The organism is Vibrio sp. C8 (genome assembly GCF_054051265.1).
In genome coordinates this window covers 115,116-131,437 of sequence record NZ_JBPAOE010000001.1, presented here as the reverse complement: position 1 = coordinate 131,437, position 16,322 = coordinate 115,116, and the positions used below count along the sequence as shown (strand labels likewise).

The 16,322-nt window shown below is 42.5% G+C and carries 14 protein-coding genes; 4 read left to right on the top strand and 10 right to left on the bottom strand.

Annotation, left to right across the window (positions count from 1 at the left end; all coding sequences use genetic code 11):
* Positions 1 to 88 precede the first annotated feature (88 nt).
* On the top strand, positions 89 to 1,291 hold the full coding sequence (gene fabV / locus ACRQQK_RS00620; protein WP_457509379.1) for an enoyl-ACP reductase FabV: 1,203 nt from the start codon (positions 89 to 91) through the stop codon (positions 1,289 to 1,291).
* 123 nt (positions 1,292 to 1,414) lie between these two features.
* Here fabV and ACRQQK_RS00615 read toward each other — a convergent pair whose 3' ends face one another.
* Both ACRQQK_RS00615 and ACRQQK_RS00610 read right to left on the bottom strand, forming a co-directional pair.
* Entirely contained in the window at positions 1,415 to 3,097 is a 1,683-nt protein-coding gene (locus ACRQQK_RS00615; RefSeq protein WP_457509377.1) for an aspartate:alanine antiporter, read from the bottom strand.
* Between the two features lie 174 nt (positions 3,098 to 3,271).
* On the bottom strand, positions 3,272 to 3,538 hold the full coding sequence (locus ACRQQK_RS00610) for a GrxA family glutaredoxin (protein ID WP_042488255.1): 267 nt from the start codon (positions 3,536 to 3,538) through the stop codon (positions 3,272 to 3,274).
* A 350-nt stretch (positions 3,539 to 3,888) separates the two neighbouring features.
* On the opposite strand from ACRQQK_RS00610, the gene ACRQQK_RS00605 reads away from it, so the two are divergent.
* Positions 3,889 to 5,133: an iron-containing alcohol dehydrogenase gene (locus tag ACRQQK_RS00605; protein ID WP_457509375.1), complete on the top strand. Its 1,245-nt coding sequence runs from the start codon at positions 3,889 to 3,891 to the stop codon at positions 5,131 to 5,133.
* A 46-nt stretch (positions 5,134 to 5,179) separates the two neighbouring features.
* Here ACRQQK_RS00605 and ACRQQK_RS00600 read toward each other — a convergent pair whose 3' ends face one another.
* The 5 genes from ACRQQK_RS00600 to ACRQQK_RS00580 form a co-directional block, all read right to left on the bottom strand.
* Positions 5,180 to 6,034, bottom strand: a complete 855-nt coding sequence (locus ACRQQK_RS00600; protein WP_042488260.1) for a MurR/RpiR family transcriptional regulator — start codon at positions 6,032 to 6,034, stop codon at positions 5,180 to 5,182.
* Between the two features lie 300 nt (positions 6,035 to 6,334).
* On the bottom strand, positions 6,335 to 7,981 hold the full coding sequence (gene panP / locus ACRQQK_RS00595; RefSeq protein ID WP_457509373.1) for a pyridoxal-dependent aspartate 1-decarboxylase PanP: 1,647 nt from the start codon (positions 7,979 to 7,981) through the stop codon (positions 6,335 to 6,337).
* Positions 7,982 to 8,106: 125 nt separating this feature from the next.
* Complete coding sequence (locus ACRQQK_RS00590) at positions 8,107 to 8,619, bottom strand: hypothetical protein (protein ID WP_457509371.1); 513 nt, start codon at positions 8,617 to 8,619, stop codon at positions 8,107 to 8,109.
* A 133-nt stretch (positions 8,620 to 8,752) separates the two neighbouring features.
* A complete protein-coding gene (locus ACRQQK_RS00585) occupies positions 8,753 to 9,658 on the bottom strand; it encodes a lysine exporter LysO family protein (RefSeq protein WP_457509369.1) in 906 nt (301 codons plus the stop codon).
* Positions 9,659 to 9,677: 19 nt separating this feature from the next.
* The gene (locus ACRQQK_RS00580) at positions 9,678 to 10,598 is read right to left on the bottom strand and encodes an HDOD domain-containing protein (RefSeq protein ID WP_457509368.1); all 921 of its coding nucleotides are present in this window, start codon (positions 10,596 to 10,598) and stop codon (positions 9,678 to 9,680) included.
* 366 nt (positions 10,599 to 10,964) lie between these two features.
* Here ACRQQK_RS00580 and ACRQQK_RS00575 point away from each other — a divergent pair, with 366 nt between their 5' ends.
* The gene (locus tag ACRQQK_RS00575; protein WP_457509366.1) at positions 10,965 to 11,555 is read left to right on the top strand and encodes a TfoX/Sxy family DNA transformation protein; all 591 of its coding nucleotides are present in this window, start codon (positions 10,965 to 10,967) and stop codon (positions 11,553 to 11,555) included.
* Between the two features lie 63 nt (positions 11,556 to 11,618).
* On the opposite strand, the gene ACRQQK_RS00570 is transcribed toward ACRQQK_RS00575, so the two are convergent.
* The 3 genes from ACRQQK_RS00570 to ACRQQK_RS00560 all read right to left on the bottom strand — a co-directional run bounded on the left by ACRQQK_RS00570 (position 11,619) and on the right by ACRQQK_RS00560 (position 14,804).
* On the bottom strand, positions 11,619 to 12,167 hold the full coding sequence (locus tag ACRQQK_RS00570; protein WP_457509364.1) for a hypothetical protein: 549 nt from the start codon (positions 12,165 to 12,167) through the stop codon (positions 11,619 to 11,621).
* Positions 12,168 to 12,355: 188 nt separating this feature from the next.
* Positions 12,356 to 12,853 carry a response regulator gene (locus ACRQQK_RS00565; protein ID WP_457509362.1) on the bottom strand — a complete coding sequence of 166 codons (498 nt, stop codon included), beginning with the start codon at positions 12,851 to 12,853 and terminating at the stop codon, positions 12,356 to 12,358.
* Between the two features lie 13 nt (positions 12,854 to 12,866).
* Entirely contained in the window at positions 12,867 to 14,804 is a 1,938-nt protein-coding gene (locus ACRQQK_RS00560) for an ATP-binding protein (RefSeq protein ID WP_457509360.1), read from the bottom strand.
* Between the two features lie 212 nt (positions 14,805 to 15,016).
* On the opposite strand from ACRQQK_RS00560, the gene ACRQQK_RS00555 reads away from it, so the two are divergent.
* Positions 15,017 to 16,282 carry a DUF945 family protein gene (locus ACRQQK_RS00555; RefSeq protein WP_457509358.1) on the top strand — a complete coding sequence of 422 codons (1,266 nt, stop codon included), beginning with the start codon at positions 15,017 to 15,019 and terminating at the stop codon, positions 16,280 to 16,282.
* Positions 16,283 to 16,322 lie beyond the last annotated feature (40 nt).

Below are 16,322 nucleotides of genomic sequence, written 5' to 3'. Positions count from 1 at the left end.
TTGCTAAATCGGACTATTTTTACAGAAATAGGGTGCGAATTGTGGTTGAACCTTTTATCCTAGCGAAGATTTTTGAAGGAAGTTGAATATGATCATCAAACCTAAAATTCGCGGATTTATCTGTACAACAACGCACCCAGTGGGTTGTGAAGCTAATGTAAAAGAACAAATTGCTTACACTAAAGCACAAGGTCCAATTAAGAATGCGCCTAAGCGCGTGCTTGTTGTTGGCTCTTCTAGTGGCTACGGCATGTCTTCTCGTATTGCTGCTGCGTTTGGCGGCGGTGCTGCAACCATCGGTGTTTTCTTCGAAAAACCGGGTTCAGAGAAGAAGACGGGTACGGCAGGTTTCTACAATGCAGCAGCATTTGACAAACTTGCTCACGAAGAAGGTCTATATGCGAAAAGCCTGAACGGCGATGCATTCTCAAACGAAGCTAAACAAAAAGCTGTAGAGCTTATTAAACAAGACTTAGGTCAAATTGACTTAGTTGTTTACTCTCTTGCGTCTCCAGTTCGTAAAATGCCAGAAACAGGCGAAGTGGTTCGTTCTGCACTAAAACCAATTGGTGAGACTTACACTTCAACAGCGGTTGATACCAATAAAGATGTCATCATCGAAGCAAGCGTTGAGCCTGCAACTGAAGAAGAAATCCAAGACACGATTACTGTAATGGGTGGTCAGGACTGGGAACTTTGGATGCAAGCGCTTGAAGAAGGCGGCGTTCTGGCTGAAGGCTGTAAAACAGTAGCCTATAGCTACATCGGTACTGAGCTAACTTGGCCAATCTATTGGGATGGTGCGTTAGGTCGTGCGAAGATGGACTTAGATCGTGCAGCAGCAGCTCTGAATGAGAAGCTATCTGCAACAGGCGGTACTGCAAACGTTGCAGTTCTTAAGTCTGTTGTGACTCAAGCGAGTTCTGCAATTCCGGTAATGCCTCTCTACATTGCGATGGTATTTAAGAAAATGCGTGAAGAAGGCATCCATGAAGGTTGTATGGAGCAAATCTACCGCATGTTCAGCCAGCGTCTCTATAAAGAAGACGGCGCAGCGCCAGAAACAGACGACAAAAATCGTCTGCGTCTAGATGACTGGGAACTTCGCGAAGATATCCAAAAACACTGTAGTGATCTATGGCCTCAAATTACCACTGAGAACCTAAAAGAACTGACAGACTACGAACTCTACAAAGAAGAGTTCTTAAAACTGTTCGGTTTCGGTGTTGAAGGTGTGGATTACGATGCAGACGTTAACCCAGAAGTGGCATTTGACGTTATTGATATCTAATCCCTCGGATTCGAAATAAACAAAAGGCGCTTATTAAAAGCGCCTTTTTTCTTTTCATCGATTTTTACATTCATCGTTCATCTCATTGCTTTCAAACACTGCTTAAGCCGCGGTATTTGAAAGCTAGAACAAGAGAATAACGATGGTACCTGTCAGTGTCATCAAAACGTTGGCTATCGCATAAGTGCCAGCATAGCCCAGTGCTGGAATTGTTGACTTAGCGTAGTCGTTCACAATATCCATCGCAGGAGCACAAGTACGCGCACCGATGATCGCGCCGAAAAGAAGAGCTCTGTTCATCTTAAGCAAGTAAGCACCAACGAGATAAGCAAACACCACAGGTACGAAGCTGACCAAGAACGCAAGGCCAAGCACTTGCACACCTACTTCAGATAAGTGCTGGAACATGTTTCCACCGGCGCTTAAACCTATGCCCGCCATAAAAAACATCAAACCTAAGTCTTTCACCATGTTCAGAGCCCCTTGCGGAACATAACCGAAGGTAGGGTGGTTTGCTCGTAAGAAGCCCAGAGTAATACCTGATAGTAAAAGACCGACAGCATTACCTAAACCAAATGAGACCTGCCCGAAAGTCATAGTGACTAAACCGAACAGTATGCCCAAGATGAAGAAGCTACAGAATGCGAGCAAATCTGCCATTTGGCTGTGAATCGAAATGAAACCGATTTTGTCAGCTAAACCTAATACTTTGCTTTTCTCGCCACTAACCTGAAGAATGTCACCTTTGGCTAGCACGATATCTAGGTCCATCGGCATTTCTACCTGCGCTCGGACAACTCGGTTTAGGAAACAGCCGTATTCAGATAAATTTAAATCGGATAAACGTTTCTGAGCATATTTGTCGTTCTTAACCACGATCTCTTCTTCAGAAATACGCAAATCCAGCAAGTTACGATCGAAAACTTCTTTACCTTCTCGGAAACTAGAATCAAGACGCGCATGGCTATCAGGGTAACCAACCAGTGCGATTTCATCACCCTCTTGCAAGATAGCTTCACCGTCTGGATGGGCTAGAATACCGTTACGGCGGATTCGTTCGATGTAACAGCCTGTTTGGCCATAAATGCCTAGTTCGCGAAGGTTACGACCGTCGACCCATTTAATCAGTTCAGGGCCAACGCGGTAAGCGCGAATAATGGGTAGATAGACTTTGCGTTGGCTGTTACCGCCAATGCCTCGTTCTTGAGCAATCTGTTGTGCAGAGTCGGATAGATTCTGTTTTTGCAGCCTTGGTAACAGCTTAGCAAACAGAATCATACTGATTAAACCAATCAGATACGCCATCGCATAGCCAACAGACATATTCTCCAGAATGGTCGATAACTCCATATTACGAGGAGCGGTTGCTAAACCAGAATTCAACGCATCTTGAGCACCTACGAGCACGGGAGTAGAGGTTAGGGCGCCAGCCATCATACCCGCTGCAAGTCCAAAATCGAGGTTGAGATAATAGCCGCCGAAATAGGTGATCCACGTTGCTGTCGTCAGTACGACGACACTGAGAATGAGATAATCTTTACCGTCACGGAAGAAGATACCGAAAAAATTCGGTCCAGCTTCAATACCGACACAATAGATAAAGAGCATAAAACCGATAGTTAACGTTTCAGGGTTAATATAAAACCCTAAATGTCCCATCAACAAAGAAGTGATGAGTACACCGATGGAATTGCCTAACTGTAGGCTGCCAAAACGAATTTTTCCGATAGTTAAGCCAAGTGCTAATACGACAAAAATTAGCAATATCGGATTTTGTTCAAGTAAAAGGACGACGTCGATGTTCACAAATTATCTCAATTATTACATGTGCAACAGTAGAACTATAAAGTGTGACGATTCTAACGTAATAACAAAAAAAAATAAGTAAATTATTGAGCAAACCTGCCGTTCATCAATAAAAAAAGCCCGCATAATTTTGCGGGCTTTTTAGCAATCGTTTTTATGCAGTAATTTGCATTCTTACTCGTCGAAAAGACCTAGGTGTTCTTTCGCGTAAGCTTCAAACTCTGTACAGCCACCAATGTGTTCTTGGTCTAGGAATATCTGAGGAACCGTTTCTACTGGTTTACCAACAGTTTTTTCTAAATCTGCTTTCGAGATACCTTCCGCATGAATATCAACATAACGGTAGTTAAAATCGTCACGTTTTGCTTTTAGCGTTTCAGCGTGCTCTTTAGCACGAACACAATAAGGGCAAGCTGGGCGACCAAAAATAACTGCGAACATATCTTTCTCCTAAAATTCATTTGAGACTACTATGCCCGATCCCACATAGAAAATAAAGCTGCATTTATCACTTGTTTTAATAGTTAAAACCTATTGAAGGATGGGTGTTTTGAGCGCGTTACTGATGAAGTTATGAGTTGTTTAAAAAGACGACTTTTTACGATTAATTATTATTCTGTTAAAGAAGAGCTGAAAAGAAACCTTATTACTGAATTCGGGCATACGTGATTTGGAGCATATTCTCAGTTAAAAAAAACGGTTATTGCTTACGAATTGCCCTGAGTCAAAAAAAGCCGTTTGGGATAGGGGCAATCTAGTTGCAATTTATTGTAGCGGAATGGAGTTCCACTATGTTCCAGTTCATGACTTCCAGTCGAATTATCTTTGGAGAAGGGGCTCTCGAAAACTCCCTCTCATTGATTAAACAGTTTGGTTACAGCGTTCTATTAGTTTCTGGTAAACAGAGTGAACGTGCTCGCCCAATTGTTGACTATCTCAATCAACAAAAGCTCCGATATCAGCATGTGTCTATTTCCGGTGAGCCGAATATCACCATGGTGGAAGAAACTGCCATCATCGGGCGGCGTTTTTCTCCAAACCTCGTTGTCGCGATAGGTGGTGGTAGTGTTCTTGATATGGGTAAAGCGCTAGCGGCAATCATTCCCAATCAAGGCAACGTTTATGACTATGTCGAAGTCCTTGGGCGTTGTGTCCCTCTAAAAACTAAACCTTTGCCTATGATTGCGATTCCCACAACCGCAAGCACTGGTTCGGAGGTCACGCGTAAAGCCGTTTTAAAATCTGGTCAGGATAAGGTGAAAGTGAGCCTGCGCAGTCCGGATATGATCCCTGATGTTGCGATAGTGGATCCGACGTTGACCTACGGCACTGAGCCGATGATTTCAGGACGCGGTGCGATGGAAACCTTTACCCAGCTTATGGAGTCGTATGTTTGCGGAGACCCAAATCCACTCACGGATATGGTCTGTGAAGAGGGGATGCGCAAACTTTCTCGGGCGGTACTACCAGCGTGTTTGCAAGATGATAGGACTGCTCGTGCTGATCTTTCTTTTGCGGCCATGTTGGGCGGCATGGCTTCAACCAATGCTAAGTTGGGTGCTGCTCACGGGTTAGCGTCGGCACTGTGTGGCAAGTTGGAAGCTCCGCACAGTGTAATTACTGCCCGTCTCTCGCCCTATGTGATGCTGGAAAACATCAATGCAGCACGATTAGCTGGCCGAAATGACATTCTTCATAGATATACGCACTTAGCTGAACTTCTAACGGGTAAGGCTCAGGCAAAAATAGAAGACGGAATCGCTTGGGTTGAAGATATGCTCGACACGCTGGGATTACCGTTACTGAGTAGCTTTGGTGTATGCAATACCTCTTTTGAAAAAGTGGCTCAAGATGCACTGAAATCCAATTCGATAAAGGGAAATCCGATCCCACTGACCAGAGAGCGCTTAGTATATATTTTGAATCAAGTTTGTGAGTGCAGTGGTGTTTGCCAAGAACCTGTAGAGGTTCAGATAGGTGGTAAGGTTGAACTACTCTACAATTCTATGCGAGAAGAAGGTTCAAAAACAGAATAGCTAACCGAATGAAAGGAAAGAAAAACGGAGCCGAAGCTCCGTTTTTTTAGAATTGTGAAGACTTGTCATAGCGAGAGTCTTTCAGTACTTCTTTTACTCTCTTCAAGTTTTCGCGGAAACCTGAGCCTCTGCGTAAAGTAAAGCCTGTAGCCAAAACATCGATGATTGTCATCTGAACAACGCGGCTCGCCATCGGCATATACACATCTGTATCTTCTGGAATATCCAAACAGATAGATAAAGATGCTGCTTTATCAAGAGGTGAATCTTTTGCTGTAATCGCAATCACAGTCGCGCCGTTTTCACGAGCGAGATTTGCGATTTCAACTTGGCTCTTTGTTCTGCCAGTATGCGAGATAAGAACGATAACGTCATTATCAGTGCAGTTAATGCAGCTCATACGTTGCATTACAATGTCTTCAAAGCAGCTGATCGGAATATTAAAACGAATGAACTTATTTTGCGCATCACGAGCGACTGCTGACGATGCCCCTAATCCGAAAAACGAAATACGCTTCGCTTGTGTCAGAAGGTCAACGGCACGATTGATTTGCATTGGCTCTAAGCTGTTTTTCGCTACATCTAAACACGCCATAGTTGATTCGAAAATCTTATGGGTATAAGCATCCGGACCATCGTCTTCTTCAACATTGCGGTTGACGTAAGGCGTTCCGTTAGCAAGGCTTTGCGCTAAATGTAGTTTGAAATCAGGAAAACCTTTTGTGTCTAGGCGACGACAAAAACGGTTTACAGTCGGTTCACTCACATCAGCCATTTTCGCCAATGTTGCAATGCTAGAGTGAATGGCAGTCTGTGGTGAAGCCATAATAACTTCAGCGACTTTGCGCTCTGACTTGCTAAAATTTTCCAGATTTTTTTGAATTTTTTCTAATGTATTCATAGTGTTCACGCAGGCATAGAGAACAACTTGTTGGCTTCATGGATAAACCATTTAAAAATAAGGAAATAATCAATTTCCTAATACCAACGCCATGATGTCAGTATAAACCTAAGCTGTAGGAATCCCGAAACGAAAAATCCACGGGATGATGAGAATATGACAAGCCTCAAACTAAAAATAAAAAAAAACTACAGTTTTTAGCTGCGATTTATCGATATTAGAGAATATTAGCGAGTGAATGATGAAAAAGTTACAGCAAATCGAAAGTAATTTTCAATTTCACTGTAACTTTCAAAGCTTTTACGCGCTTAGGATACTTTGCGCCATCTGTTCAATTTGGCACATTAAGTTAGGTGCCTGTTGAACAATTTTACGTTGTTCATCGATCACCGAATGTAGAATATCGTGAGTCGTCAACGGGTTTGCTAATACTACACGGAAAACGATCGTATTAAGTTGATCCCAACATTTTGGATTTAACTGAGTACGTGATACGAATGATTTACCCGTTTCACGTTGAGTTTTTTGCACAAATTTGGTTAGCGCATTGAGCAATTCATTAAGAGCAAGCTTCTGCTTGGCATCTGCTTTTTCCAATGCCTGTTTAATATGTGCTGGTAAATAACGATAGGTCAGCAGGCATAGCTCAGGTTCTGATACCAGCTCAAAATCCGGCTGAGCTTTGATTAGATCAGCAAAATAGCGTGCTTTAGCGATGCTTTGGTCGATCAGAAGTTCATAACCAGCTCGGCTTATAATGTGCATGCTTGCATAAACTAGCATTGCCATACCAGAGCGAGAACCTTCTAATGTATGACTGCCGAGATCCTTTGAGCCTTTACGCAATATATATTGAGCGTGGTGTTCAATCGACTTCATCGCGTCAGGGTCTTTAAACAACACCATACCCGCTCCCATAGGGATGTAGAGCTGTTTATGGGCGTCAATGGTAACCGAATCAGCCAGTTCGATACCATCGAGTAGGTGACGATGGTTATTCGACATTAATGTGGCGCCGCCCCACGCTGCATCGATGTGGAAGTGACAGCCTTCGTCCTGGCAAATTTTTGCAATTTCTCTTAACGGGTCGATATTACCTGTTTCGGTCGTACCAGCGACACCGATAACCGCAAACGGCTTGATGTTTTGTTGTTTAAGCTGGGCAATTTTATCTTGCAAGTTTTTAGGGCAGATGCGGTTGTTATCCGCCGTTTTTACTGACACTAAGCCTTCTTGCCCGATACCGAGAACATCTGCTGCCTTTTTAAGAGAGTAGTGTCCTCGTTCGGAAACGAGAACAGCCAAGCCTTCATAACCATAATGCTTCATGGCTTTGAACAGGCCTTCTTTTTCTACGCCTTTAAAGCTACCTTGCGCTTTTAATGCTTTGTTGCGCGCGACCCATAATGCGGTAATGTTGGCGATAGTTCCGCCAGAGCAAAATGCACCCAAAGAGTGCTCTGCACTGTGCATCCAAGAGGAGTAGAAACTGTCATCACGGTTGTAAATCAAACGGTGCAACATACCTAAAACTTGACGCTCTAAGGGCGTAAAAGCTTTCGATGTTTCAATTTTTACCAAGTTTTGGTTTAAGGCGATCATGATTTTCGACAGCGGCATTAAGAAGTAAGGTAAAGCCGACGTCATATGACCAATAAAACTTGGTGAAGCGGTATGAACAGAATGAGACACAAGGGTGTCTAGCAGATGCTGCGTGTGGTCAGAGACAAACTCCGGTTGCTCAGGAATGTGAGCATCGGAAAAATCTTTTTCGATATCCTTGAGAGATTTCTCTTCGGCAACGATATGCTCTCGCAAAAACTTGTTTAGATTGCGTGAGAGTTCTTCTTCTATTTTGGTCAGCGTTGAGTCTGGCCCTTCTGGTACGGTGAAGATTCGAAGCAGAGATTCGAAATTCGCATCAGCGGTTCTTTGTTCTGATACCATGTCGCGTCTATATATAGTTGTAGTTTTAGGGTTGCAGCGGGACAATCTAAACGAAAACGGGACTAATGTCCCGTCTTAATTCGGAAAGCCTAAATTACGAAAATTATGTGCTAAAAAATCTATTTTTAATTACATTCAATTTTTTCTAGTTTCGCAATCGCAGTGTTGTAGCGGTTAAGCGCAGTATCGATTTGTTTCGGGTGGCTTAAAAGCTCTGCAAATGCGGAACGTAACTCATAATTTTTCTCGTGCGGCTTTGATTGGCGGTCATCGAAGGTAGTTTTTGCGATTTTTCCTAGCTCGTCACTGCGTGATGCCATTACTTTAACATCATGCTGTTCAAGTTTTAACCAAGCTTCAACAGGTTGGCTTGTGGCAACTTTTGATGCATCGTGATCGAGGTAGTAGTGTACCGCTGCACGGTTAAGTTCGAAGTGGTGTTTACGTCCTTCCAGAAACCATTGGCTAACATCAGCCAGCTCTGGGTAACTATCTGTAGTGAGTTGTGCAAGATCCTCATACCACCCTAATGAAGCATCAATGTATGCGTCATACTTACCAGCAAAGCACTGATTATCTGCGGCAGCCGCACTTAAAGACGTGGCGGAAAGAAGTAGTGTGGTTAGCAGGCGTTTCATAACTGTTCCTTTGTTAACTATTGTTATTATGCTCTCGCGGGCCTTGTTTTGACGCGCTGGCATTTCTTTTTATGTTGGGCTGACAAATTCGTCTTTTATAAGCGTTGCATAATGTACATAAATTATCATGCAATTAGTGCGAGAGAGATACAAAAAATAGCATCAAAACTGGAACGAGCAAACTTAGTATAAATCCGCTGACGATAGCGACAGGAACACAACGAACTCCGCCGGTAGTTTGAATCACCGGAAGCGTAAAGTCCATCGCGGTTGCTCCCGCATATCCAATCGATGTGGAAGGCATACGGCCAATAAACATAGGGATAAGAACCAAAGAGATCAGTTCACGAAGCAATTCAATCAGGAAAGAAGCACCGCCAAAAACAGGGCCGAATGCATCACCCATCAAAATGCCAGCTAAAGAGTACCAGCCAAAACCTGATGCCATCGCTAGTCCTTGGTAGAGCGAAATATCCAAAATGAATGAAGCGATTACGCCGCCGACGAGGCTAGTGACGACGATGACACTGGCGATAACCATGCCATGTTTATTCAGCAATATTTGACCTAGCGATAGTCCACTGTTTCTTAATTGAATACCAATAAAGAACAGCAGAATGAATAAAATCCATTCACTTGCGGTATCTACCCAACTCAGATCAAAGCCAAGCACTATGCCTATGACTAATCCTCCACCGACAACTAAAATCAGCTTTGCAGATTCCAGAGCCATTCGGGAAAGTGGTAATTTGGTATGGCTGACATCGGTTTCTAATGGCAGAAGCTTATCGACAAACGGTAAAACAGCTAGGTTGCAGCTACCAATGACGAGGAAGAATACCGCGGTATATTTAATGATGAGCTGTAAGTTGTCACCCAGATTGTCAAGCGAAGCAAGACTTAAGCCCATGAGAAACAAGATCACATAAACAAGCGACGCAGTCGCACTGTTGAGTTTTACTAGCCAATTTTTATTGTTAATAGAGAACAGATACCCCACCACAAGTGGGGCAAAGATAAACAACATCCCTGAAAGCATACATTCCTCGAAGTAAGGTTTAGAAACCGCTGGCGTTTATAACCGCTCTAAGTTTGGAATTAAATTCCATTTCGCTAAGGTTGCTTAGGTTAAAGAGAACTTCCGCACCAGTTGTGTTGATTTCCACTTCGTGGTCATCAATGGCATCGTCTTGTTTTCTAAACATAAGCAAGTGGTTTGATATTCGTGCTACATCAAGGTAACTGACTTCGAAAGAATCTTCTACACTTTGTTTGTTGCAACATACGTCTAAGAAGTCAGCATCGAAACCCCAATGCTTTAATACCAATTGACTGGTGTCTGAACAGCGGGAGTGAAAAATTTGCAAAGCTATGTCTTGGTCAAGGTAGTTACCATTTTCCAGATACTGATGGTACTCGTTGACCAAACAAAATAATCCAATATCAGCTAATAAGCCTACAAGCAGGGCTTTTTCTTGTTCCAGATGATGATAGTGCTCAGGATCTAACTCTTTGAAAGCCTGTGTTACCAATACCATTGTTGCGCCCAACTCACGAGAAACGGTAGCACTGTGGATAAGTATATTGTTGCACTCTTTACTCAGGTTAGTGGCGTGTTTTAACTGCTCGATTGCTTGAGCAGTTACTATATCTCTGACGCGCAAAATACCGAGTCGTGAAACGGCGGTAATCAAATCATTGCAGGTAATATTGCGGCGGTTAAAAATGACGGAATTCGCAATACGAATCACGACGGCGGCAAGACTGGGATCATCGGCAAGACAATTCGCTACATCAGAAATTGTTGTCGATTCTTGTGACGTCATCTTTTGTATTTTCAATACCACATCTGGTATTGGAGGGAGCGTAATTCTCCCTGTGCTGACCGAGGTTTCTACAAGTTTTGCAAACTCGCTCTCGACACCCTTGATCAGAAGTTGTTTGTTATCTGGAAGCCAGTAAAAAGATAAGTGATTCATAAAAATTATTAGTAGGCAGAAGTCGGCATATTTTAACTTTCGCTAATGTGTATAAGCAACCGATTCCCTCTCAGTGCCGCTAATTTATTCTATTGCAAGTCAAAAATCGGAATGTGGAAGGAATTTTTAAATCTTAAATACTTAAAAACGTACCAATGCGAGTCGAATCTCATTTCTAATAAATAAAAAGTAGTTGAGTGTGAGATATGTCCTGACTTAATTCGCTTCGTTAACTATCATAGTCCCATAACAAAGTAGGTATCCTCATAGTTATGAGATGCTAATAATTAAACTATTAATTTTATTCGCTAAATTGTACTGCTATCTGGTGATCTTTCTTAATCGGGGAATTTGATTAAAGGGTCAATGACTATGGTAGAGCGAACATTTTTCGACTATGTAAATAAGTTTGGTGAAAGCCAACAGCGTTCAATGTTTGGTGGTATAGGTTTATTCCAGGAAGAGGCTATGTATGCGTTGTTAACGAACGATTGCATATATATCCGCGGTGGAGAGGAGTTAGACGATCAGTTAACCGCGTTAGGTTGTGAAAAGTACCGTCATGTGAAGAAACAAACGGTAGCGACAGTTAACTACTATGACATCACAGACCTTTACTCGAGTAATTATCATGAATTAGATGCCATTGTTGGCACGTCAATTAAAAACGCAGTTTCTCAACGTGTTGTGCAAAAGTCGTCGTTGAACCGTCGTCTGCGCGATTTGCCCAACATGCAGCTCACATTGGAGAGAATGGTTAAAAAGTCCGGTGTAGATGATGTGGATACATTTATAAAGCTAGGTGCTCCAACGGTGTTTAATAAAGTTTGTCAGACTTATGGTAATGACGTTGATATTAAACTGTTGTGGAAATTTGCTGGGGCGATAGAAGGTATTCATTGGAAACTATTGCAAGAGCCTCGTAAACGTCAGTTGTTAGAGAGTTGCCAGCGTTAATTCAATTAAAAAGCCGAAGTGTCAAACTTCGGCTTTTCTTTTTTATGAACTGCTAGATTCAAATTAAAGCTTGAAGCGAGTAGTAAACATAATTTGGTCACCGTAAGAGTCGTTGAAACGAGCTTCGGCACCAATTGAGAACAATTCTGTTGAGTGGAATCGTGCGTAGAAAGAAGCGATCCAGTCATCGTTGTCATCAATTGAAACGTAACCGCCTTTGCCACCCACTTCAAGTTGTGGACCTAACCATTGGCGAATACCCAAGTTTAGTTCCATACCAGTATCAGCACTTGAACCGTCTTTTTTATCTTCTAGGCGCAGTAACATTTCACCAGTGAAATCAGCCCAGTTATTTACTGGAGCGTGGAAGCCGAAACCGGCAGCTGCAGCGTAATCGCTATCAAGTTCAGAATCGATTCGGCCAACTATGTGAGCATTTGGGTGAATTGATTTGCTGATACCAGCACCAAAAGTCATTGGGCTCGCACCAATTCGAGCTTCCGCATAGTCATAACTAAAGTTGCTCATAATTGATGGGCTGTTACGGTCAACTTCGGCTAAGCTTTGTCCCGAAGCAATTAGTAGTGCTGCTGCAATGATTGTTTTACGCATAGTTACGGTAAACCTATTTTTTTATCGTTAATTCCATGGTTTTAAAGAAGGATTCCCACTTGCTCCTGAATCCAACTTCAACTCTTTTGACATCATAAAGCATTGATGTATAGAGAAACCATCAAAAATGTCATAGTTTTGTCGTTTTTAGCTATCTAGCAATTTAAATGCCAGTTTGTGGAAGGAGGTTACTCTCCAAAATCCATACGCTTCTCTGCGATAGCGTTGAGTATTTTTTCGGTATCCAGAATCTTCACCCAAGGCATAAGTTCTTTTTCATTTTCAATCATATAGTGGGTGAGTTGCTCTTTAACCACTTGTCTAAGTTGTTCACCCATCCAAGGTTTAGCAATAAAAAAGTCTAGGCTTGCATGGTTGACCGCTTCAACGGTGTCATTGAGTCCGGCTTGCCCAGTTAACAAAACTTTACGAGTTTTTGCCGTATCTGGTTCATCATTCAGTTCAATTAAAAAGCTAATTCCAGTCTGTTCCGGCATGATGTGGTCACATAGGATGAGTGCCAATGCGACTTCTTGCTCGCGGTAGTCCTCAATTACTGACTTGGCTTCGCTAACAGATTGTGCTGCTTCAACAATGAAGCTTTCTTCAAAGCAATCAATATCCTGCAAGACGCTATCAAGTACTTCTCGTTCATCATCGACACATAAAATCATGAATTTGTTCATGTTATTTTCCTTATTAATCAGTGCTGGCGAGGAGTAAAGGAAGCCATACTCGCATGTTTGTGTATTCGCCGAGCTTAGACTCGACGTCAATCCAGCCATCATGCTGATGCATAATTTGCTGGCAAATAGAAAGCCCAATACCTAAACCAAAATTACCTTCACGTTTCGTTGTGTAATTGAGTTCGAAAATCTTTTCTTTGGTCTCGTCTGAAATTCCATGACCGTTATCTTTGAAGCTAACAACGGCATAGGTTTGCCCGTCTTTCTCTCCCAAATAAGAATGTATTTCTAACACACCTTTGTCTGGGAATGCGTCTATCGCATTGGAAATTAAGTTCGTCCACACTTGTTGAAGTGCAATCGGTAGGCAGCGCACGGGCGGGATAGATGAATACTCTTTAACTAATTTATGAAGTTTCAAGCGGTTCTCAAAAATGACCAGTGTATCCTCGATACCTTCATGGATATCGACCACATGGAAGGTTTCATCATCGGCTCGTGCGTAGCCTTTTAGGCTCTTAACCATATCGGTAATTCTTTTCGCGCACACCTTAATGGAACGCAGAGTACTGCCAGTCAGATGGTAACGTTCCAATGACTCTAGGTTCATCAACATGGCATCCGGATTTGATTTGGCTTGTTTGATGGACTCTTCGTTATTATTAAGGCCGAGTTTGACCATCTTCTTAGCGAGAAGACGATTGTGTATTTGATTTTCCAGCAGTTTTGCGAGTTCACGTTCTTCTGAGGTCGACATAGGTTTTGCCGCCAGAGCTGCTTTGAGCATTTGTGAACCTTGATGATTGGTTGCTGAATCAGCGTATGACTCGACAATATTTTCAATATTATTGGAAAGAGTGTCGGTACCGCGCAAAATTGCTGACACTGGATTATTAAGTTCATGAGCAACTCCAGCGACCAACTGCCCAAGCATTGCCATTTTTTCACCTTCAATTAACTGTTGATGCGCAGATTCCAGTGATTCAAGAGTTTCTTGTAACTGTATTTTAGTGTTGATGCTTCTTTGTAGTCGCCGATTGAAGTGACGCAATAATAGGTTGGTAAAAAGCGGCAACAAGCTGGTGTTGGTGTGCATCACTTTGGCGAACACATCTCTGTCTAGTTTAATCACCTCGGTTTTAGTCAAAGTAATTGCGGTAGAGAAGGAGTTTTCACCAGTCACAAATGACATCCCGCCAACGATATTCCCTTTTTGATGTCTTACGACCTCGCGTTGCTGTCCATGTTTATCCTTTTTGTAAAGAGCAACTTCGCCTTCAGTGATAAACCATAAAAAGCGGTTTTCCTGACCTTCGACAGTTAACAGGTGCTCTGCGGAATATGTCCGACAAGCCTTAGTGTCATCTTGCTTATCAAAAAATTGATATAATGCGCCAATCACCTGGTCAGCGAGTTCTACGTCGGTTAACTGATGGTACTCAGAGATAAAACCTTGTCGGTAAGAGTGCATTTTGTTGTCGATATGCGAACGCAGCAGCCTTTGCTGATCAAGAACACTGCTGTAGTGGAGTGCGTTCTCTTTGTCATTTTCTAACACGTAGGTGGTGAGTTCTTGGACGACCGTTTTATAGAGTACGTTGTCTTGCAGAGGCTTAGTTAAACAGTAATCCAAGCGTCCTTCATTGACTGCACTGACGATTGCCTGAATATCTTGACCGCAACTAATCAGTACTTTCCGTGCCGTCTTGGTATTGTCCATTCTGTCTAGATGTATCAAAAAGTCTGCGCCGTTTAAGTTCTCGTTATGGCTGGCGATGACTAACGCTACTGTCTGATCCTGAGATTCCAGATACTCCAGTGCCTGTTGAGCTTCTTCAAAAGAATCGGCGGTATGTAGGTCAAATTTAGTGGCGAACGAGCGCAGTTCATGTCGCCATTGTTCGATACTAATGGGGTTGTTATCTAAGCAGAGTAGGGCGTATTGATTCACGTTGCTCTCATCATATTGAAATCTGACAGTAATACTCTAGCAAGCGAGCGAAAAACGAACTGAGAGCGAGGTTTTAGAATGCTAAATCAGTAGCAACTATTGACTCAAATTCTGGAAGAACAAACACTTTTACAATCAATTCACTAAGCGCTGCCTTGAGCTAATAGAGCCTTGTCGGTAGACTGCATGAAACAGGATAGGAACCTACTTATATGAAAAAGTTAAAATTAATTGGTGCAGTTGGTGGCGCAGTCTCGCTGGCGTTATGTTGGCCTTTAGCTGTGGGACAAATTGGTCAGAATGTGATTAGTGACGGCTTAAAACACATCAGCAATAATGATATCTCTGCAGAACTGATTAGTTATGACCGTGGTTACTTTTCTTCTCATGCGCAAACACGTTTTGCTGTTACCAACCCAGTTCTTAAACTGCAAATGGAGCACGAAGGTTTGCCAACCGAAGTGACCGTAGACAGCGATATTCAACATGGGTTGGCTAGTCTTTCTTCTGTGTCTACGTTCCCTGATTATCCAGAGTCGCCGCTGGTTGTGAACAGTACTACGCAACTGAATGGAAATACCCGTTTCTCTTCCACATTAGACAACTGGCATTATCAAAGTGAAGGTCCAGATTCTGTTGCGATTTCTATTCTTTCTTCTCAAGTAACGGGCACGGTTACGGCTTTGGGGCAAGTGGATTTCAATGTTTCCATCCCGTCTGTCGCTTTGAATTTTGACACTGGCGAGAACATGTTAATTTCTGATTTGTCAGGCCAAGGCAATGGTAAACAAGATTCAGGATTTTGGATTGGTAAGCAAAACGTCACTCTTGGAAGTTTAACCGTTGACGATGGTCTAGGTTCGACGTTGTTTGCTGCTGACAATACTTCTTATCAGTTTGAGTCTAAATTCAACACTGAAAAATCACGTTTTACTAGCAACCACAAAATGAACGTCGGTAAAGTTATGGTTGATGGCGGTGAAGTGAACAATGTTGAGCTCGGCTTCACTTTAGGTGATGCAGATAGTGATGCTTTCCTTGCATTGTCAAACATCTATCAAAGTAATCCCTATTTAGAAGCTGAAGATCTTGAAAAAGCGATGCCATACGTTGATTCACTATTTTCTAAAGGCTTCTTTGTCAGCATCAAACCTTTTGCTCTTAATCTTGGCGAGGGAGAGTTTTCATCAAAAATGACGCTTAACATTCCTGAAGGCACCAATGATGTTCAGAAAGACCCGAGTGTTATTATGTCTGCGTTAACGGGTGATCTTGAAGCGTTTTTATCAAATAAACTGGTTGAAGATTATCCAACGATTCAACAGGGCGTGGATGAGCTACTTATGATGGAGATGATGACGCAAGACGACAAAGGTTATCAATTAAAAGCAGACATCAAAGAGGGCAATGTTGTTTTCTCTAATGGTCAGAAGGTACCACTTTTTGCTCTATTTATGTATGGAATGATGGCGCGTTAATTCGCTATGGTAAGTTAAAGTCTTTGAAATTTAGATTAGT